This window comes from Devosia sp. (assembly GCF_036563435.1).
GTDB lineage: Bacteria > Pseudomonadota > Alphaproteobacteria > Rhizobiales > Devosiaceae > Devosia.
Genome location: NZ_DATCMJ010000015.1, coordinates 257,057 through 275,788 on the forward strand (window position 1 = coordinate 257,057; position 18,732 = coordinate 275,788).

The 18,732-nt window shown below is 62.8% G+C and carries 18 protein-coding genes; 2 read left to right on the top strand and 16 right to left on the bottom strand.

What is annotated here, in order from left to right:
• Positions 1-52 precede the first annotated feature (52 nt).
• From VIL88_RS12040 to fgd, 5 genes are read right to left on the bottom strand one after another with little or no spacing between them, the layout of a single operon-like run.
• Positions 53-841 (bottom strand): ABC transporter ATP-binding protein, encoded by a 789-nt coding sequence (locus tag VIL88_RS12040; protein ID WP_331989121.1) that lies wholly within the window; start codon positions 839-841, stop codon positions 53-55.
• Positions 838-1,851, bottom strand: a complete 1,014-nt coding sequence (locus VIL88_RS12045; protein WP_331989123.1) for a putative F420-0 ABC transporter permease subunit — start codon at positions 1,849-1,851, stop codon at positions 838-840. The genes VIL88_RS12040 and VIL88_RS12045 overlap by 4 nt, the downstream gene beginning before the upstream one ends.
• Positions 1,848-2,825: a putative F420-0 ABC transporter substrate-binding protein gene (locus VIL88_RS12050; RefSeq protein WP_331989125.1), complete on the bottom strand. Its 978-nt coding sequence runs from the start codon at positions 2,823-2,825 to the stop codon at positions 1,848-1,850. The genes VIL88_RS12045 and VIL88_RS12050 overlap by 4 nt, the downstream gene beginning before the upstream one ends.
• 5 nt (positions 2,826-2,830) lie before the next feature.
• Complete coding sequence (cofE, locus tag VIL88_RS12055) at positions 2,831-3,646, bottom strand: coenzyme F420-0:L-glutamate ligase (protein ID WP_331989127.1); 816 nt, start codon at positions 3,644-3,646, stop codon at positions 2,831-2,833.
• A gap of 10 nt (positions 3,647-3,656) precedes the next feature.
• The gene (gene fgd, locus VIL88_RS12060; protein WP_331989129.1) at positions 3,657-4,670 is read right to left on the bottom strand and encodes a glucose-6-phosphate dehydrogenase (coenzyme-F420); all 1,014 of its coding nucleotides are present in this window, start codon (positions 4,668-4,670) and stop codon (positions 3,657-3,659) included.
• A 141-nt stretch (positions 4,671-4,811) separates the two neighbouring features.
• Here fgd and VIL88_RS12065 point away from each other — a divergent pair, with 141 nt between their 5' ends.
• Positions 4,812-5,732, top strand: a complete 921-nt coding sequence (locus tag VIL88_RS12065) for an MYG1 family protein (protein WP_331989131.1) — start codon at positions 4,812-4,814, stop codon at positions 5,730-5,732.
• A gap of 737 nt (positions 5,733-6,469) precedes the next feature.
• On the opposite strand, the gene VIL88_RS12070 is transcribed toward VIL88_RS12065, so the two are convergent.
• The 7 genes from VIL88_RS12070 to VIL88_RS12100 form a co-directional block, all read right to left on the bottom strand.
• The gene (locus VIL88_RS12070; protein WP_422653343.1) at positions 6,470-7,912 is read right to left on the bottom strand and encodes a rolling circle replication-associated protein; all 1,443 of its coding nucleotides are present in this window, start codon (positions 7,910-7,912) and stop codon (positions 6,470-6,472) included.
• Between the two features lie 98 nt (positions 7,913-8,010).
• A complete protein-coding gene (locus tag VIL88_RS12075; protein ID WP_331989135.1) occupies positions 8,011-8,199 on the bottom strand; it encodes a hypothetical protein in 189 nt (62 codons plus the stop codon).
• On the bottom strand, positions 8,184-8,657 hold the full coding sequence (locus VIL88_RS12080; RefSeq protein WP_331989137.1) for a hypothetical protein: 474 nt from the start codon (positions 8,655-8,657) through the stop codon (positions 8,184-8,186). The genes VIL88_RS12075 and VIL88_RS12080 overlap by 16 nt, the downstream gene beginning before the upstream one ends.
• A gap of 70 nt (positions 8,658-8,727) precedes the next feature.
• Positions 8,728-9,291: a hypothetical protein gene (locus VIL88_RS12085; RefSeq protein WP_331989139.1), complete on the bottom strand. Its 564-nt coding sequence runs from the start codon at positions 9,289-9,291 to the stop codon at positions 8,728-8,730.
• Positions 9,288-10,943 carry a hypothetical protein gene (locus VIL88_RS12090; protein WP_331989141.1) on the bottom strand — a complete coding sequence of 552 codons (1,656 nt, stop codon included), beginning with the start codon at positions 10,941-10,943 and terminating at the stop codon, positions 9,288-9,290. The genes VIL88_RS12085 and VIL88_RS12090 overlap by 4 nt, the downstream gene beginning before the upstream one ends.
• A gap of 167 nt (positions 10,944-11,110) precedes the next feature.
• Positions 11,111-11,824: a hypothetical protein gene (locus tag VIL88_RS12095; RefSeq protein WP_331989143.1), complete on the bottom strand. Its 714-nt coding sequence runs from the start codon at positions 11,822-11,824 to the stop codon at positions 11,111-11,113.
• A complete protein-coding gene (locus VIL88_RS12100; RefSeq protein WP_331989145.1) occupies positions 11,821-12,042 on the bottom strand; it encodes a hypothetical protein in 222 nt (73 codons plus the stop codon). The genes VIL88_RS12095 and VIL88_RS12100 overlap by 4 nt, the downstream gene beginning before the upstream one ends.
• A 142-nt stretch (positions 12,043-12,184) precedes the next feature.
• Here VIL88_RS12100 and mazG point away from each other — a divergent pair, with 142 nt between their 5' ends.
• Positions 12,185-12,994, top strand: coding sequence for a nucleoside triphosphate pyrophosphohydrolase (gene mazG / locus VIL88_RS12105; protein WP_331989147.1), 810 nt, complete (start codon positions 12,185-12,187; stop codon positions 12,992-12,994).
• Here mazG and hflX read toward each other — a convergent pair.
• The 4 genes from hflX to VIL88_RS12125 form a co-directional block, all read right to left on the bottom strand.
• Positions 12,991-14,346, bottom strand: coding sequence for a GTPase HflX (hflX, locus tag VIL88_RS12110; protein WP_331989149.1), 1,356 nt, complete (start codon positions 14,344-14,346; stop codon positions 12,991-12,993). The genes mazG and hflX overlap by 4 nt on opposite strands.
• 74 nt (positions 14,347-14,420) lie before the next feature.
• The gene (gene hfq, locus VIL88_RS12115; protein WP_300282205.1) at positions 14,421-14,669 is read right to left on the bottom strand and encodes an RNA chaperone Hfq; all 249 of its coding nucleotides are present in this window, start codon (positions 14,667-14,669) and stop codon (positions 14,421-14,423) included.
• 171 nt (positions 14,670-14,840) lie between these two features.
• Positions 14,841-16,223 (bottom strand): sigma-54 dependent transcriptional regulator, encoded by a 1,383-nt coding sequence (locus tag VIL88_RS12120; RefSeq protein ID WP_331989153.1) that lies wholly within the window; start codon positions 16,221-16,223, stop codon positions 14,841-14,843.
• Entirely contained in the window at positions 16,223-18,559 is a 2,337-nt protein-coding gene (locus VIL88_RS12125) for a PAS domain-containing sensor histidine kinase (protein WP_331989155.1), read from the bottom strand. Before VIL88_RS12125 ends, VIL88_RS12120 begins: the two co-directional genes overlap by 1 nt.
• Between the last annotated feature and the right edge of the window lie 173 nt (positions 18,560-18,732).

An 18,732-nucleotide genomic window follows, 5' to 3' on the forward strand; every position in this document is an offset into this window, starting at 1 on the left:
AATTTGACCATCCGATCAAATTTCTGGGTCCCGCCCAGGAAATTGTCAATCGCTATTCGGCGGCGGGCAGATCGTAGGCGATGAGCGGCTTGCCGGTGGCAGGGTGCGGAAGCACGGACGCGGCAACGCCGTAGACCGCCTTGAGCAGGGAAGGGCTCAGCACCTCGCTCGGATTGCCCTGCGCAGCAGTGGCGCCGCCATGCAGCACCACGAGTTGGTCACAATAGGCAGCGGCGAGGTTCAGGTCGTGCAAGGCCAGCACCACGGTCATGCCGGCGCGGGCCCGCTGCTGCAGCAGGTCGAGCATGGTGAGTTGGGCGTGGATATCGAGATGGCTGGTGGGTTCGTCCAAAACCAGGAGGCGAGGTTCCTGCGCGAGAGCGCGGGCGATCTGCACCCGCTGCTGCTCGCCGCCCGAGAGGGTATGGTAGAGGCGATCGCGAAACGCCAGCATGCCCACCGCCGCAAGGGCGGCTTCCACCATGGCAACATCCGCCGCAGACGGCGCAAATTGCCAGACGGATTGGAAGGGGATGCGGCCGAGCAGGACTACGTCCCCAACCGCCAACCTCGCCTCGGTAGTGTTGCTCTGCTCCACAAAGGCAACGCGCTGTGCACGCTGCCGCGCGGGGAGGGCCAGGAGATCCTCGCCGCCGAAATGAACAGTGCCGCCGCCGATCGGCCCCAGACCGAGCATGGCCCGCATCAGGGTCGACTTGCCGGCTCCGTTCGGGCCGATCAGCCCGGTAACCGCTCCAACTGGCGCTGAGAACGTTATGTCTCGCACGAGGCTTTGCCCGCTTAGCGCGACATCGAGGTTCTGGACGATGAGACCTGTCATGTGACCCTCCGGTAGCGGAGCAGGACGGCAAGGAAGATCGGGGCGCCCAGGAGGGCGGTGATGATGCCCACCGGCAGTTCGCGCGGTGCAAACAGCGTACGCGCTGCGGCGTCCGTCCAGATCATGAATATGGCGCCGGTGAGCATGGAGAGGGGCAGGAGGGCTCGGTGACGGGAGCCGGTACCGAGGCGTACCAGGTGGGGGATGATCAATCCGACAAAGCCGATGGCGCCGCCGATCGAGACCAGGATTCCAGTCAGCAGCGCCGTGCCGGCCAGAAGCCAGATGCGCAAGCGGCCAACGTCGATGCCGAGGCTGGCAGCGGCCGTGTCACCGAAGGCGAAGGCATCAAGGGCGCGACCGGCGAGAAGGACTGGGCCACCCGCAACAAGGAGCGCCAGGAGAACAAGCAAAGCTTCCGTCCAGACGACGCCGCTGAGCGAACCCATGAGCCAGCTCAGGATCTCGCGGTACGAGTCGCCGGTGGCGGACCAGAAGATCAGGAAGGACGTGGCCGCGGCTGCCAAGGCCGACACGGAGATGCCCGCCAGAATGGCCCGTGTCGGCGTCGCTCCGCCGAGGAGGTTCATCATCACGAGGGTCAGTGCCATGGCGGCTCCGGCGCCAAGAAAGGCTCCGAGGGGCATCCACAGCGATGCGCCCAGCAGCAGAAAGGTGACTGCGCCCAGGGAGGCGCCCGAGGAGAGGCCAAGCAGGTAAGGGTCCGCCAGCGGATTGCGCGTCAGCGCCTGCATGACGGCACCGCAAAGCGCCAGGCCGGCCCCAACAGCAGCGGCGGCGACCACCCGCGGCAGGCGCAGGTCCCAGATGATCGCGTCGCGCAAGCGGCTCACAGGGCTCGTCACCGGCAGGCCCAGATGCTGCCCGACGGTCAGCCAGACCTCATGCGGCGTGAGGTCAGCGGGGCCGAGGGCAACGGAAATGATCAGGCTGGCCAGCAGCAGCGCCACGAGCCCGGCATAAGCGGCAAGCCGGCGCGATGCTGTCACGGCGTCAGATCAAGCGCGGCCAGTTGCGCCGCCATGTCCACTACGGCTCCGGCATTTCGGACACCGGCCTCCGAGGCGGGAAACGGCACCACAAGATAGCGCTGGTTGACCACGGCCGGCAGTTGGCTCGTGACCGGGTTCTCGGCCAGCAGCCGCATCTTTTGGTCGGCCGAATTCCAGACCGCGTCGACCAGCACGATGACGTCCGGCTCCTTGTCCGCAACCGCTTCCCAGCTGCTGGATATCCAAGGATCGTCGACTTCGGCCATGATGTTGGTGAGCCCCAGGGCCTCGAGGATCATCTGGGGAGCTCCCGTACCCGCACCGACATAGGGCGCCTTGGTTCCGGAGGAATACCACAGGGCGGTGAGGCCGCGCGTGTCCGGGGTGACGGCGGCAAGCGTCGCGCGCTGCTCGGCAATCAGCGCCTCGGCCGCAGGAGCCGCGTCAAAGATGTTCCCGATTTCGCTGATCTCAGCAAAGACTGCGTCAAAGCTTAGCTTGCCCGGATCGGCGGAGCGGCAGGCGGCTGGAGAGACGTACGACTCGATGCCAAGGTTCGCGAGGGCAGGGCGCTCGCCCGCGCCGTCGGCGGCAAAGTTGCTTTCCCAGCCGCCATAGACCAGGTCCGGCTCGGCCGCCAGCACCACTTCCTGCGAAGGGAGCTTTTCGGCCAGCACCGGCAAGGCGGCCGCCCGGTCGGACCACGGGGGCGGTGCCGGGCCATCCTGGAAGCCGACGCCGACGATCCGCTCCTCGAGCCCCAGCGCCAGCAGCATCTCGGTGGCCGTGGACTTGATGGTGACCACGCGCTGCGGCGCCTGATCGAAGGTGACGCTGACACCGCAGTTTTCCACGGTCAACGGGTAAGTGGTCGCGGCCTGCGCAGGAAGAGCCGCCGCTGCGAACAGGGCCAGCAAGGCTGGCGGAGCAAGACGGAGATACCTTGGGCGGAGCGGGGAGTGGGTGGACACCGGGGTCAATCCTGACGCTGCTTGGATTGGGTCTTGAGCTCCGCCAGGGCGGCTTCATAGCCGAGGCGATAGGCTTCGGCAGAGCCGAAGCGAAACATGTCGTCATCGCCGGTCCGGGTCAGGGTCCGGGCGCCGGGGGCATCGAGACCCTGGACATAGCGGCCCAGGCCTCGCACCACCGCGACCGGAATATGGCTGGTCTTGCCCTTCACCAGATCAGCCGCGCCGGCGATCTCATCGGCGATGACCGCCTGCGTCACATGGAGGGGCCGACCATTGGCATCGACCGCACCGCGCAGGTCGTCGGTAAGCTGCATGCCGGCGGCGCCAATAGCCATGTCGGTCTGGCCGACGCGCCAGGCCCTGCCGATCGTATCGGTGATGATGACGCCGAGATCGACGTTGAACCTTGTTCGCAGCCCGACGCACAGGGCACGGGCCGAAGCGTCGGGATCGAGCGGCAGGCGCAGAGCCGTGCCTTCGGGCACATTCGACATGTCGATGCCGGCCGCCGCCATGACCAGGCCTTGCCGCGTCTCGACAATGCGAAAGGTACCGCCAGGATGAACCCGCTCAGCCACGACCCGCACCGTGTCTTCGGCAATGGCCCATTCGCGCTGGCTGGCGGGCACCTGCATGCCCTCGGCCTTGGACACGATCTTACTGGTGATGACGAGAATATCGCCGTGGCGCAAAGCCGCCTCTTTGTCCTGCTCGGCAGATCGGGCAACGGCCGACGCTATCAGCGCCACAAGATCGTCACCCGGTTCGACCTCGGGCAGGCCAGTGATCCCCCAAACGCTGAAGCGCGGCATGTCCATGGACCGGCTCCTAGGAACTGCCGCCCGGCGCCAGCGCGCGCAGGCGCGGCAGGATTTCCGTCGCGTAGAGCGAAAGGAAGCGGCTCTGGTCCTCGCCGGGCGCATGGAACACCAGGTGATCGAAGCCGTAATCGATATAGGTCTTGATCGCCGCGACATGCTCCTCAGGGTCGCTCGAGACGATCCAGCGCTTGGCGATGCGTTCGATCGGCAGCTGCGCCGCAAGGCGCTCCATCTCTGCCGCGTCTTCCACGGAGTGCTTTTCTTCCGCGCTGAGGGCGAGGGCGGCCCAGGCCCTTGTATTGTCCAGTGCCGCTTGCGGATCGGGATCGAACGATACCTTCACCTCGATCATGCGCTCAAAGGGCAGATCGGTGCGCCCGGACTCGCCGCGCCCCGCGGCAACATTGGGCAGGAGTTGGTCGACATAGAGCTCGGCGCCCTTGCCCGAGGTGCAGATGAAGCCATCGCCGGCGCGGCCGGCATATCTGGCGTTGAGCGGCCCGCCGGCCGCCAGGTAGATCGGGACCATCTTGTCGGGCTTGTCATAGATGGTCGCATTCTGCGTCTGGTAGTAATCGCCCTTGAAGGTGACCCGCTCCTCGCTCCAGAGTGTCCGGATCAGCGTAACGGCTTCGCGCAGGCGCGCCGAACGCTCCTTGAGTTCGGGCCAGACCATGCCGGTCGACGGCACCTCATTGAGCGACTCGCCGGTGCCGACACCCAGGATGACGCGCTCGGGAAACATTGCACCCAAAGTGCCGAAGGCATGCGCGACGACCGATGGATGCAGCCGGAAAGTTGGTGTCAGCACGGACGTGCCGAACACGACCCGCTCGGTACGGGCCAGCGCCGCCGCCATCCAGCTGGGCGCGAAGGGCGCGTGGCCATCGGTGTGTTTCCACGGCTGGAAGTGATCGCTGATGAAGACGGAGTCAAAGCCCGCCGCCTCTGCCTCGATAGCGAAGCCAAGGAGCCTGTTGGGCGCAAACTGCTCTGCAGAAGCCTTGTAGCCGAAGCGCATGATATCCCCTCGTCGCAGCGACACGCGGATATTTTGACCAAAAGGTCAAAAATGTCCATCCGCTTTATGATCGTTGAGCTTAGTGCCGGTAACCGGTAATTGGAGCGCATTCCCTGCAAGTATCCACAGGCCGCATCGCCCATGATTCCCGCCTTTCTCGTTACCCATTCTGGCGGTTTTCATGCCGATGAACTGCTCTCGAGCGTCGTGCTTACCGGCCTTTTTCCGGAGGCAGAACTGGTGCGGAGCAGGGCGCCGCAATGGATCACGCCCGCTGCCGACCGCATCATCTATGACGTCGGAGGCGAATATGACCCGCAGCGGCAGGTCTTTGATCATCATCAGCGCGGCGCACCATTGCGCGACGATGGACAGCCATTCAGCTCGTTCGGCCTCGTCTGGAAACACTATGGACGCGACTACCTGTCAGCACTCGCCGTGCCGGCCGAGCACATCGATTTCGTCCATGCCAAGTTCGATGCCAGCTTCGTTCTGCCCATCGACCTCACCGACAATGGCGCGCTGAGTCCAACCGGACCATTGGCAGCACTGGCGCTGCCATCGCTGCTCGAAACGCTGAAGCCCGTTTTCGACGATAGCGAACCGGGCGCTGAAGACCGGCAGTTCAGACTTGCGCTCGATATCGCCCGCAGCTTCGTCAAAGCCAACATCGCCGCCAGCGCAGCCAAGCTTCGCGCCGAGGCCGTGGTGCAGCAGGCCATCATTGCTGCCGGTGACAAGCGGGTGCTCGAATTGCCACGCGGCATGCCGTTCCGCCCGGCCATCGTCAAGGCCGGCGCCGATCATCTGCTGTTTGTCGTCCATCCGCGCGAAAAGGACTGGTGCCTCACAACCATCCGCAAGGCAGACGAAGGCTTCGAGGCGCGTGCCGATCTGCCGGCATCCTGGGCCGGACTGACCGACGGGGACCTCGAAGCGGCATCGGGCATTATAGGCGCCAGCTTCTGTCACAACGGCCGTTTCGTTGCCGCAGCCAAGTCCAGGGAAGCGGCTCTCGCCATGGCTGATGCTGCGGTCGTAGAAGCCATCGGCATCGAATGAGGCACATACATGAGTTCCATAATATATATTATGCGAACCAAAACTCCTAAAACTCTGCCGTGCCCATGCACGGCCGCCTAGACTTTTAATCACGATGTCAAAGAACGCTGCCCTTGCGGCCAGTGGGTTAACCATCAGTTGATTTGGGTCCCCTTGTCCAGCTTCTTTTTAGAAGAGGCTGTGGATTGTCGCTCCGCGCCAATTCTTGCCCCCTGCGGGGGCGCTCCCTCAAGGCCGGGCGGCCAAGCCTTAGGATGGAAGGAGTACGCTTTGCGCCCACGGAAATACTACATCTACTATGAGTACGGCGAGGCCCGCCACATTATCGAAGGTTCCGTTGCCGCCAGGAAGGTTCACGCATGGGGAGCGTTTCGCACCCGTCTAGACGCCGAGGAACATGCGGCGTGGCACAACTACCAACGCCGCCCCATCCCTAGCACCACGGCACAAAGGCTCGGGAACCGCCGCCTTTAGACCGTGTGTTTTTCGGTCGCGCCTTGCAGTGCATCGGCTCGACCTTTTTCTTTGCCTGCCGCGCATCCCTTTGGTCTGAACTTCGTGCAGCAGGCTTTTTCTCCGACGAACGGCCCTGCGTTGCCTGACCATTCTTCGTCGTTGTTTTCTTCGTCTGCCGCGCATCCCTTTTTGGGTCTGAACTTCGTGCAGCAGACTGTTTCTTAGGCGGTCCGACTTCCACCCGAAGGCCGGAAATGCGGACGCGCCTTTGCTGGACCGGATCACCCGGCTTGTTTACCACCGGGTCCGGCGTGACCGGAACCGGGTCGGGCTTCACCGGCTCCGGCTTTGCCGGGGTCGGCGTAGTCTCGGTTATACCGCCCGACCGGACCGAGGGGCTGCTCTCCGAGCTTCCCCCATGCGACCCGCCGCTGCTCCCGCTGTCGCTGAACCCCGTCATCCAGCCGCCCGAACTCGTCGGGACGCTGTATGTCGGGCCGGACGGCCTCGACGGCGCAGCACTGACAACCGGGTCCCTCGCCACCGGCGTCGGGGACGACCTCGTCTGGCTTGACCCAGCCGAACCCTTGGAAGTAGTGCCGCCCCCAGCGGTTTTGGAACTCCCGCCGCCGCTGCTGCCGCTCCTGTTCGAACTGTCGTTTGATTTCTTGTCGTTCTTGCCCATCTGCGATGCCCTCTAGCTCGTCGCGTTCAAACTCATACAATTCGTCCTGCGCTACCGACCACTCACGCAATGCGTTCTCGTATCGGGCCGCTTCCGCGCCCTCCTTTATCTGCCTTCCGGTCGGGATCGGCTGGCGGCTTTCGCCCTGGGGGAACTCCTGCCGCAGCAGCATGCGCTGCTCGTCGTTCACAACCCTGCCGTACTTCTCGTACAGGTCCACTAGCTCACTTAGTGGCCGAGTGTCGTTCGGACGCTGCGACACCCAAGCGTCGATATAGTGCTGGAGATACAACTCCAGCGCCCTGCCCTTGAGCCAGTACCGGATCGGCTCACCCTGGCGGGTTTTCGCCTCCGGGAACCGATACTCTGGCGACTGCGGGGCGAGCCCTTGCGCCACATACCTCTCCGCCACCTGCCGGAAATACGCCGTTCCTAGCGGCGGTGCCTTCGATTGGCCCTTATGGCCCTGTTTGCCGTTGGCATCGAAGTCTTTAAGCACGTACTTGCATACATAGCGGACACTCGCCACGTTCACTTCGTCTATATGGACGAAGCCGTGCGGCCACCAATAGGCCGGTTCCTTATTCTGCAAGTAGATCGGATTCCCCTCGCTGCCGCAGCGCACCCAATTGAAACGCTGCTTGTACCGCGCTTTTTTCGTCCAGCGCCCATACTGGTCCCACCCCGCAAACTGCGGTAATGGGTTGTCGCTGTAGACGATGATGTTCCAATGTGCCCTTTGCTTTTCGGAGCCATACTCGCCGGTTATAAAGAACCGGACCTCGTACCCATGCCGCCGCAGCAGCTTTAGGAATTTCTGGCAGTCCGAATACGTCAGGATCACAGCGCGTTCGTGGAGCACCTCCCCGACCTTCCCGCGCCCGTAGGTTGCGGTTATCACGTAGCAAAACTTACTCGTTTTGCTTTCAGCTATGTTGCGCCCCACCCAATCATTCTTGAGCTTGAGCTGACATAGCTTGCATTCTCGACACGCGACCTCGGTGCCGTCCGGTAACTTATTTGGTGCTAAGCACGCCATCGTCCACCCCGTTTCCGCGTGTCGATAAATGCATATAAGACAAGGATGCTCTGAGGCGCGGCTAATCCCGTAGGTTAGCCGCGCCTCGCGTCGCCGGTTTACATCAGCTTTGGCTCTTTGAGATTCAGGCGATCATTCAGGCCGTTGAGGCCATCCAGATACGCCATTACCGTTGCGTCCGGTTTGCTCAAGCCCTCGCGCTTCATGAGCAGCGCAACGTGCAGATCGTGATCGAGTTTGGCCCGCTTTACACGTTCCTTGATGCCCTTATTCACTTCGTCGGCCATGGGTATTCCCTCGCTAAATCGCGCCATTTGCGCAGTTGCCAATGGGCGGGGTCGTAAAACTTCCAATCCCCGCCCCACTCCATAGAAAGGCCCATCTGATCGGAAACCTCTTTCCCAAGGTGCCCTATGAGCCTCCATTCCTCACTATTGAGGTTCCACCCCTTGACGGAATGGATCAGATCGACGGCGCAGCCCCTATGCGGCCAAAGGCCATCGTCGGGGCTATCCTTCGACATTCCCGTACGGAACAGCTCGGCCTGATGCGCCGCGCCCCGCACGATACAATGCGCAAACATAGGAATGCCCACGCGCTTGCACCGCCGCACGAAGGCGTCGGTGAATTTCAGCACCTTTGGATGTGCCCCCTCACGGACGGCGCGGCGCTGCTGCTCCGCATAGCGTTCCGTTTCGAGAAACGGGCGATCCACCAACGCCGCTAACGCTAGAGGCAGACCCACTTCTGGGCCTGCCTCCTCCGCCAATTCTGGTGGCGCGGTGTTTGGGGGGAGCTTAACCTCCCCCCGATAGTTACGCTTTGCGTGGAGTGCTACCTCCAGCGCCCTCGCCTCCCTCTGGCGCCGCTGTATACGCTCCCACAGGCTCTCCATCCGTCACTTCTCCGGTTTCAGGGTCGGCATCCGCCGCCCGCGCTTCCTCGCGCTGCTTCTTTCGCAGCAACAACTCTGCCACTTCGCGCTTCCGCTGCTCTTCGCGCAGGTGCGCCTTGAGGATCACGACCTCCATTTCTGGAGTCGTGTCCATGCGCTGCTCCAGCTCGGTGAAGCTCGGCGTGGTGACCTCAAAATTCAGGATTTCGCCGTCGTCGGTGAAGTACCAGACTTCGCCCACGCCCTCCTCCTGATGATAGGAGGTCGGCAGCACGGTGCAGTCACCCTCTACGGCGAACTGCACCCTAACGGGCCCGCCCGGCTGCACCACAGTCAGGAACGTAACGTCCTTCCCGTGTTCCACGTCGAACCGCGTTGGGACATCCACGTTCAGCTCCAGCTCAACCACCCGGAGCTTTCCGGGCAGGTTCAGCCCAATGCCCATTTTTTTCCACCGGGCCAGGTGGCGCATTTTCACCGTCATAGGTTGGCATCCTTCTCAGCCTGCGTGATTTGATCGGTGGGCGCCTGTTCCGCCACCTTCTCATAGTTGCCGGTCTGCTCGATGAGCAGCCCGCCAAACTGGGTGTTGCCGTCGATAACGCAGTTACCCCGCGCCGCGACCTCGAACTGATCGTTAACCTCGTCGAGAAATGGCTTCACCTGCAACGGCAGCTTCACAATGAAGAAACTATCGGTCAGGGTCGGGTCCACGCCTTCCACCGCCCACAGCCGCTTACGCGCGTCGTCGGTCAGCGTGTCCGCCGCAGGCCGATAGAACTTGCCGCCGATCATAGGCGGTGCCCGATTATATTTCGCGTTCATCGGCTCGAAGGCGAAATACCCGGTTGGGTCGCTATGACTAACGTCGATATCGCGATTGTACACCACATCGACTTTCTGCCGGTCCAGCGTATCCCGCTCCGCATCCGGCCAGAAATCGTGGGCAGCGCGCCCGTTCTCGGGACGGCTATGGAAGAACCAATCCGCCTGCCGTTCCCACAACTGGACCGGCACGATTTCCATCAGAACCACGACCACGCCGCCTGTGTTGATACGCGGGACACGCAGCCGCATGCTGGCCCGGGCGAAGCCTGACGTGGCACTATCGTCCAGGTTGCCACTGTCCGTCGCGTAGCGTTTGCCCTGGCTGAACTTGACCACCTGTTCAGCCACCTGAAACGGCTGCTTCAGGTGCTGATCGGGCACGGAAAGGCCCTGCATGAGCATGTCAATGATGTAATCATCGTCGTGGCCCTCGAACTGTTGCCGCAGTTTCGCGAAAGCCTGAAGCTTACGGGCTTCCTCCAGCCCGGCCAGCGACATCGACAGCCCGGCGTCCTGCATCTCTGCATAGACAGTACCAGCCGGGCCCGGACCATAACCAGTAATCGGCCCGAACAACGGGCGCACCTTATCGCGGGCGATATCAGGCCCCGACGACGCAGCATACGGCGTCACGTTGCCGCCCGTCCCCACATCCGCCGTCTGATACAACCCCTTAATATCCACGATTGGATTGATGATGTTCAGGGCCACCTGCCCCTCAATCATGGCTTGGTCAAAGTCTGCCACCATGTGCGGGAACTGGCGGTGGTGCCAGAACGCTGGCGCGAGCGAGCCATCCCACTTGGTCCGATGGCCGAGCTTTTTAGAAGCCTGTGTTGCCCGGTGATTGTACACCAAGTTATAACTCTCGCAGTATGCGAGGTTCACCACGTCGCCGGGCTTGGCATGCAGCCCCGCCGCTTTGTACAACGGGAGGTTGCCCGCACCACCCGCGCCTACGACTGTATTCTCGACATACGGCGTGACCCCACTGCCATCCAGCGAGTTTTCGCCCATGTAGGAGCGGTCGAGCTCCTCACGGGAACCGAAGAACCGTTCTTGTGCCAGCGTGGGAACACACCACGCCGTAAACCGCGCTGTTACGTCGTTCATGAGGAGCTCCTTCGTCTCCATCATTTCCACAACCGCATCGATCTGCCCCACCAAGCTGTCTTCTCGCAAGATGGGAATGAACGCCAACGGATGGGCCACGCCGGGCTTCGTTGACGACAGATGCATAATCGGATGATTACGCCGTGAGCGCGGATATTTAACCGGGCTCGTAGACTTCCTATTGACATTCTTCATTTGCTTCTCACTTTTCTCCATAGACGTGAAATCGCGGCTCGTCGCCGCGCACATGCTTTGCAAGGACGCCGTTTCATGCCGAAACCTGCTTTGAGATTGCTCGTTTGGGGCCTCGCCCCGCTCCTGCCGTGGGTGGCGGTGAGCGCCGTCCACGCACTCTTCGGCGGCTAAAAGCCGCCCTTGTAGATACCGGCTATCGGCTTGTCCGGCCCGAACGGCGAATTCATCGCGTCGATCCAGCCGGTCACCGCATTCACGTACGGCTGACCTTTGCCAGCGATATCTTCGACCTTGAACGTGTCGCGCCGTTTGTTCGACACGACATCCGAGCCCGTCGCGTGATCCAACGCACGGCCCGCGTTGAACAGCATATCCGCTGCCCCAACGGCGATACCGCCTAGCCAGTCACCCGGCTCACCCCACCGCTCCTCCCATTGGTCTGTGTTCGACACCCATGGGTTTGGCACGATCGGCACACCGAACATTATCTGCGTCGTCGTACTCTTCATCTTCGCCTTGAGCGGCGCGGCAGGTGCGACAACGCCCGCAGAGCCGGGACCCGTACCGCCCGATCCGGGGCCGTCCGTGTTTGCGGTACCCGCCCCCGGCCCGCTGCCGCCCGCGACGACCGGATCCGCCACAGGCCCGCTGGCCACGTGGCCTTGGCTTACGCTGCCAGTGCCGCCGTGGTCCCCGGGGTTATGGAACTGCACCCCGGTTGGACCATTTGCATCGTGCCACACCGTGGACACGCTGGACGACACGCTTCGGTCCACGCCGTCACCGACGCTCCCTTGCGTTTCGCCAGCCCATGTGCCGGTGGTCCTGTCATAGACGTGACCACCGGACGAGACGTTGAGCGATCCACCGAACCAACTCACGACGCCACCGCCTTGGCGACTGCCTTCCGCTCTATCGAGCGCTTGCGCAGCCACGCCGCCAGCAGATCGGCTCCGATCAGGAGCCCTCCTGCTATCCCGGTGCCCACCCAATCGGCATGTTGCGCATTCGCGCCCAAGCCGATTAGGCCACCGGTGACCATCGTCCCCAACCGCGTTGACAGCGGTTTTAGGATCAGGTCATTGATTTGCTTGAACATTTTCCAAGCCCCCTTTCCGTTAACCATGGAAGGAGTTTTGGGCGCTACACTATATATTATGCGAATTCCGGACATGCGGGGGTCTACCCCTCTGAAGGCCTAAAACACTACCTATTGAGCTAGTCATTCCAGCGAGGCAAACATGCAGCCATCTCGTGACATCTCCCGCCTCATCGAGATCATGGCGGCCCTGCGCGATCCGGTGTCGGGCTGCCCGTGGGACCTGGAACAGGACTTCACGACGATCCGGCACTACACGATCGAGGAAGCCTATGAGGTCTCGGACGCCATCGAGCGGCAGGATTTCTCCGACCTGCGCGAGGAACTGGGTGACCTGCTGCTGCAGCCCGTCTATCACGCGCAGATGGCCAAGGAGGCTGGCCATTTCGACATCGGCGATGTCGTCCAGGCCATTACCGAGAAGCTGATCCGCCGCCATCCGCATGTCTTCGGCGACGTCAAGGCTGGAACATCGGCAGCCTCAGAGAACCGCTGGGAGGCCATCAAGGCGCAGGAACGCCGCGCCAAGGCGGAAAACAAGGGTGACAGCACGCCGTCCCTACTCGACGATGTACCCCAGGTGCTGCCTGCCCTGGCCCGCGCCGGCAAGCTTACGAAGCGTGCGGCCAAGGTCGGCTTCGACTGGCCCGATTTCGCCGCGGTTAAGGCCAAGGTTGACGAGGAACTGGCTGAAGTGGTCGAGGCCCAGGCATCGGGTGATGCAGCGGCCGTGCAGGAGGAAATCGGGGATCTGCTGTTTGCCGTCGCGAATCTGGCTCGGCACGCTGGGGTGGACCCGGAGTCGGCCCTGCGCGACGCGAACTTCAAGTTCACGCGGCGCTTTCACCATGTGGAGGCGCGCTGCCGTGAGGACGGCATTGAACCAAAGGACGCTGGGCTGGAGCGGCTCGACCGCTACTGGAACGAAGTGCGCGCCGCCGACAAGACCTAGGCGTCGGAGCTGTCGATCCGGCCGTTGAAGCGTTCTAGGAACGCTGTCTTGTGCCGCGGCTCGATGCGAACGGTGAAGCCGGAGCCCTGCTCCGTCGGTTCATCGCGCGAAACGATCTCGGCATGCGAATGCAACCAGCCGATGTCGGAGCCGGCCGTGTGCGGCACATGCACATGGTAGGTGCGGCTCTTTTCAGCCAGAGCGGCTTCTACGGCCAGTTTGAGCTGCTCGATGCCCTGCCCGCTCTTGGCCGAGACCTGCACGACATTGGCTACCTTGCTGGCAGGCGCGATGCCGGTCAGGTCGTCTGGGTTGACGAGATCGACCTTGTTCCAGACCTCGATGATCGGCGTGGTTTCCGCTGACACGCCGAGCTCTGCCAGCACGGCGAGCACGTCCTGTGCCTGGGCGGGATGGTCTTCGTTGGCGATGTCGCGGGCATGAAGGATCACGTCCGCGTCGAGCACCTCTTCCAGCGTCGCGCGGAACGCCGCCACAAGGTCGGTGGGCAGGTCAGCGACAAAGCCAACCGTGTCGCTGAGGATCACCTCGCGGCCATGCGGCAGCTCGAGGCGGCGGACGGTTGTATCGAGGGTTGCAAAAAGGAGGTTCTCGGCAAACACCCCTGCCCCGGTCAAGGCATTGAACAGGCTCGACTTGCCGGCATTGGTATAGCCGACCAGCGCTACGATCGGCGTGCCGGCGCGTTGCTGGCGCTGCTGCGCCCGCGTTTTCTTGACCTTGTCGAGCCGGTCTTCCAGCAGGACGATGCGATCGCTGATCTGGCGGCGGTCGCTTTCGATCTGCGTTTCGCCCGGACCGCCCATGAAGCCGGAGCCACCGCTACCGCGCTGGCGCTCCAGGTGGGTCCAGGAGCGCACGAGGCGCCCCTTCTGGTAGTTGAGATGCGCCAGTTCGACCTGCAACACGCCTTCGCGCGTTGCGGCACGTTCGCCGAAGATCTCAAGGATCAGCGCCGTGCGGTCGAGCACCTTGGCACCGGTTTCCTTCTCGAGATTGCGCTGCTGGATCGCCGTCAGTGGCGCGTCGACGAGCAGCAAGTCGATCTTGTCGGCCTTGACCCGCTCGGCAAGCGTTTCCGTGTGGCCGCCACCGATAAAGGTCGCCGGCTTGATCTCACGGACCTTGACCACCTCGGAAAAGACCAGCTCGAGCCGGATCGCACCGGCCAGGCCTTCGAACTCAGCCTTGCGCGCCTCGATCGAGTGCTGGGACACCATGCCCCGCACGTCGGGCACGACGAGCCCCGCCCGCGTCGGCTGCGCCCTTCGGTCGATAAACGCCTGTGGGCCGCCCCGGTGGTCGGTATCGTCGTCGTCGAAATCGGTCATTGCAACTTTCTTGATCGCTTCGCCGCCGAGGCGATCATCTTTGTATGAACCGGTAGGGCCTGGCCCGTCAAACGTCAGTCGTCCGTGTTCTGTTCCGGGTCGAACAGCTGGATCGGCGCACCTGGCATGATGGTCGAGATCGCGTGCTTATAGACAAGCTGCGACTGCGCATCGCGCCGGAGCAACAGGCAGAAGTTGTCGAACCAGGTAATGACGCCCTGCAGCTTGACGCCGTTCACGAGAAAGATCGTGACGGGCACCTTCTGCTTGCGCACGTGATTGAGAAACGAGTCCTGGAGGTTGGGCTGCTTTTCGCTGGGCATTCGGGCCTCTTTTCCGCGGCATTGCTTGCCGCTGTTTTCGCTGAGATTGCTGGTTTTCGACCTTGCGACCGCTAGCGCCGCGCCGCAATCTGAGCATCTCTTTTGGCACTATGGCATAGATCACTTGGCATGCCTACCGCGCCATTCGCATGGCTGCATGGTACCTGGCTGTCACAGACCAAGCGACTTGATCTTGCGGTGCAAGGCGCTTCGCTCCATCCCCACAAACTCGGCAGTCTTGGAGATGTTGCCGCCGAAGCGCTCGATCTGGGCCAGCAGGTATTGCCGCTCGAAAACTTCACGCGCCTCGCGCAACGGCAGGCTCATCAGATGCGCCGATGAGTCGGTGTCTCCAACGGTCGGCAAGACTTCGCCGATGTCGGATGGCAGCATCGAGGCGGTGATGACACCGTCCTCAGGCTGCTGGTCCTTCATCAGGATCAACAGGCGTTCGATGGAGTTGCGCAACTGCCGGGCGTTGCCGGGCCATTCCTGCGCCTGGAGCACCGCGAGGGCATCGTCGCCGACGGTCACGCGCTGCAGATTGTGCATGCGACAGACCTGTTCGATGAAGACGGCAACCAGCGGCGGCACGTCTTCGCGTCGCTCCTTGAGCGGGGTCAGCGGCAGGGGCACGATGGAAAGCCGGTGGAACAAGTCTGAGCGGAACTCGCCGGCCTCGATCTGGGCGGCCACGTTCTGCGAACTCGACGAGATGATGCGCACGTCGATTGGCACGGCCTGCGTGCCGCCGACGCGGTTGAAGCGATTCTCCACCAAGGTGCGGAGCAGCGCCGACTGCACCTGCGCCGGCAGCGTCGTCACCTCCGAGAGATAGAGCGTACCGCCATGCGCCTTCTCGAGCGCCCCAACCTCCACCTTGAGAATGCCGGTCTTGTCGCGCGTTTCGCGGCCAAACAGGACCACGGCAACTTCGTCCGGAGCATAGAGCGAGGCATTGATCTCGACAAAGGGCGCCTCGGCCCGCGGGCTGCGCTGATGCACCAGCCGGGCCACCTGCCCCTTGCCGGCGCCCGAAGGTCCGGAAATGAAGATGCGCGAATTGGTGGGCGCGGACTTCTCGATAATGCCGCGCACCTGCTGCAGCGACGGCGACGTGCCGACCAGTTCCGCGCTTTTGGTCGCCGAGCGTTCCTTGAGCTCGGCCACTTCGTTGCGCAGGCGGGTCGCTTCCATGGCGCGCTGCGTGATGTGGAGCAGCCGGTCGATCTTGAAAGGCTTCTCGATATAGTCGTAGGCACCGCGGCGGATGGCGGAGACGGCGGTTTCCACATTGCCGTGGCCCGAGATCATCACCACCGGCATGTCGGGATGCTGACTCTGAAACACGTCGAGCAGCTGCAATCCGTCGAGGCGGGACCCCTGCATCCAGATGTCGAGGAACACCAGGCTGGGACGGCGACGCGCGATCTCGTTGAGCCCGCTGTCGGCGTCATGCGCCTGGCGGGTCTCGAAGCCTTCGTCCTCGAGGATGCCCGCGATCAGTTCGCGGATGTCGTCCTCGTCGTCGATGATCAGAATGTCGAGCGCCATTAGTGTTGAACCGAAGCTGACGCCAGCGGTTCCCCCTGATTGTCAGGAACCGCCGCCGAGTGGCTGGAGCCGGTATCCTGAATGTTTAGAATTGGTGCCTGCAGCGGCAGCGTGAAGGTGACGCAGGCGCCGACCCGACCATGCGGATCGGGCTCTGCGTCGACGAGTTCGACAATGCCGCCATGCTGTTCGATGATTTTTGCGACAATCGCGAGACCGAGGCCGGTGCCCTTCTCCCGCGTGGTCATGTAGGGCTCCAGCAGACGCTGCCGATTGTCCTTGGGCCAGCCCTTGCCGTTGTCGGAAACAGAGACCCTCGCCTCATTGCGTTCGAGGTGTGCTTCCACCGTGATCGTCGGCTGAATGTCCTCAGGAAGGTGAACACCTTCGAAGGCTTCGACGGCATTCTTGATAAGGTTGGTGAGCGACTGTGCAATCAGCCGGTTGTCGAACCAGGCATAGATCGCCTCTTCCGGCAAAACGGTGCGGATATCTACTTCCGGAAGCCGGACGCTTTCCAGGAACACCGCCTGGCGCACAGTGTCCGACAGGTCGGCGCGCTCGGGCGCGGCTTCCGGCATGCGGGCAAAGGCGGAGAATTCATCAACCATACGCCCGATATCGCCCACCTGGCGCACGATGGTGTTGATGCATTTGTCGAAGACCTCGCGGTCATCTTCGAGCTTGGAGCCATAGCGGCGGCGCAGACGCTCCGCCGACAGCTGGATTGGCGTCAGCGGGTTCTTGATCTCGTGCGCGATACGGCGGGCGACATCGGCCCACGCGCTGGTGCGCTGCGCCGACTCGAGATCGGTGATGTCATCGAAGGTCAGCACGTAGCCCTTCGACTCGGTGATTGAACCCTCACGGGTCAGCTGTACCTGATATGTGCGGCGGTCCGTTTCGTTTCCGAGCTGGATCTGGTCGCGCACCTGCCCGCGCCGCGCGGAGCGGGCGCGTTCCAGCGTTGGCGCCAGTTGCGGCATGACCTTCTCCATGGGTTCGCCCATAAGGTCGATTTCGTCGCGGCCCAGCATCTCGCACGCGCGGGCATTGACCAGCGTCACCGCGCCGAACGGATCCAGCCCGATGATGCCGGCCGACACCCCCTCCACCACCGCTTCGGTGAACTGGCGCCGCTTTTCGTTCATCTCGTTGGCGGTCAGCAGGGCTTCGCGCTGTGACTTGAGCTGCTGCGTCATGCGGTTGAAGCCGTTGCTGAGATCACGCAGGTCGCCCCTGCCCTCCTGCACCGGCACCTGCACATCGAGGTCACCGCGGCTGACGCGGCTGGAGGCGATCATGAGGTTTCGGATCGGGTCGACGAAGCGGTTGGCGAGGGCAATGCCGATCCAGAGCGCCGCCAGCAGCAGCACGACCGCCAAGCCGATATACATGATTGTGAAAGTGATCTGGAACACCAGCCGGTTGGACGCATATTCGCGGTACTCGGTGATGTTCTGGTCGGTGAGTTGCATGTATTCGAGCACCTCGGCCTCGACCGGCCGGGCCACGAAGAGATAGGTGTTCTCGTAGCCGCGCAGCTTGATCACCGAGCCGATGAGATTGATGCGGCCAGGCGCGATCTCGGCCGGGATGCCTTCGACGAGACCATCGGTGATGCCCTCGGGCAGCTGCGGATAGGCACCCTGCACGGCGATCTCGGCCCGCATCAGCGTTTCGCCTTCGGCGTTGACGAGCGAGGTGAACGGCAAGGAGCGGGTCACCGCCAGGGCCGTTAGGATACGCTGGAAGCGCTCGGGATCCGCATCATAGGTGTCGTGCGCCTGCTCGATCTCGGTGGCCACCCAGATCACGTCGTCGCGCAAGACCTGCGAATGCTCGAGCAGGTAGGAGCGCGCCACGAGCCGCGAGCTCTCCACCATGGCCCGCGTCCGTTCGGAGAACCACTGGTCCAGGCCCTGGTTCAATGAGATGGACGCAACGACTGCAACCAGGGCCGCCGGAATTGCAGCGACGAGCGCAAACATCGCGACCATGCGGATCTGCATGCCGGCACCCGCCTGGCGCTGCATGCGTGCCTGGATCAGCAGCGCCGCCTCGGTGACCACGAGAGCCAGCACGAGCAGCACAAGGACGCCCGTGACCACCCAGATGATGGTCCACACGCTGGCAGAGGGCTCGATGTCGGTCGCGCCGGTGAGGATCAGGAAGGAAATCGACGACATCAGCACGGATGCCGAGACGATGATGAAGCCCAGGATGCGCAGGGGACGGTTGTTGTAGGCAGCCGCAAAGACCGAGTTCGACCGCTTTGCGCCCTCGCGACCGGCCCGCTTGGGCGCCCCCTCCCTGATTGCCGCTACATCACTCATGAACGCCGGAAGGCACCCCGTCTCCACCAAAGAGGTAGAGTCTGAACCAATTCCTCCAACCCTTCAAGATAAATGTTGCCAAAATGTGACACTCATTCACGACCAGAAAACGCTCAGGTGGAGCATTTTCCTGCGAATGAGGCCCGGAGATCTACGCTCGCAGAGTCCAGCCG

Bases quoted from the DNA above. Each gene is read 5' to 3' on its own strand.
- mazG (WP_331989147.1), top strand. From the start codon at position 12,185: ATGCAGCCATCTCGTGACATCTCCCGCCTCATCGAGATCATGGCGGCC.
- VIL88_RS12070 (WP_422653343.1), bottom strand. From the start codon at position 7,912: ATGGCGTGCTTAGCACCAAATAAGTTACCGGACGGCACCGAGGTCGCG.
- fgd (WP_331989129.1), bottom strand. From the start codon at position 4,670: ATGCGCTTCGGCTACAAGGCTTCTGCAGAGCAGTTTGCGCCCAACAGG.
- hfq (WP_300282205.1), bottom strand. From the start codon at position 14,669: ATGCCCAGCGAAAAGCAGCCCAACCTCCAGGACTCGTTTCTCAATCAC.
- VIL88_RS12100 (WP_331989145.1), bottom strand. From the start codon at position 12,042: ATGTTCAAGCAAATCAATGACCTGATCCTAAAACCGCTGTCAACGCGG.
- cofE (WP_331989127.1), bottom strand. From the start codon at position 3,646: ATGGACATGCCGCGCTTCAGCGTTTGGGGGATCACTGGCCTGCCCGAG.
- VIL88_RS12040 (WP_331989121.1), bottom strand. From the start codon at position 841: ATGACAGGTCTCATCGTCCAGAACCTCGATGTCGCGCTAAGCGGGCAA.
- VIL88_RS12125 (WP_331989155.1), bottom strand. From the start codon at position 18,559: ATGAGTGATGTAGCGGCAATCAGGGAGGGGGCGCCCAAGCGGGCCGGT.
- VIL88_RS12090 (WP_331989141.1), bottom strand. From the start codon at position 10,943: ATGAAGAATGTCAATAGGAAGTCTACGAGCCCGGTTAAATATCCGCGC.
- VIL88_RS12085 (WP_331989139.1), bottom strand. From the start codon at position 9,291: ATGACGGTGAAAATGCGCCACCTGGCCCGGTGGAAAAAAATGGGCATT.
- VIL88_RS12075 (WP_331989135.1), bottom strand. From the start codon at position 8,199: ATGGCCGACGAAGTGAATAAGGGCATCAAGGAACGTGTAAAGCGGGCC.
- VIL88_RS12065 (WP_331989131.1), top strand. From the start codon at position 4,812: ATGATTCCCGCCTTTCTCGTTACCCATTCTGGCGGTTTTCATGCCGAT.
- hflX (WP_331989149.1), bottom strand. From the start codon at position 14,346: ATGACCGATTTCGACGACGACGATACCGACCACCGGGGCGGCCCACAG.
- VIL88_RS12120 (WP_331989153.1), bottom strand. From the start codon at position 16,223: ATGGCGCTCGACATTCTGATCATCGACGACGAGGACGACATCCGCGAA.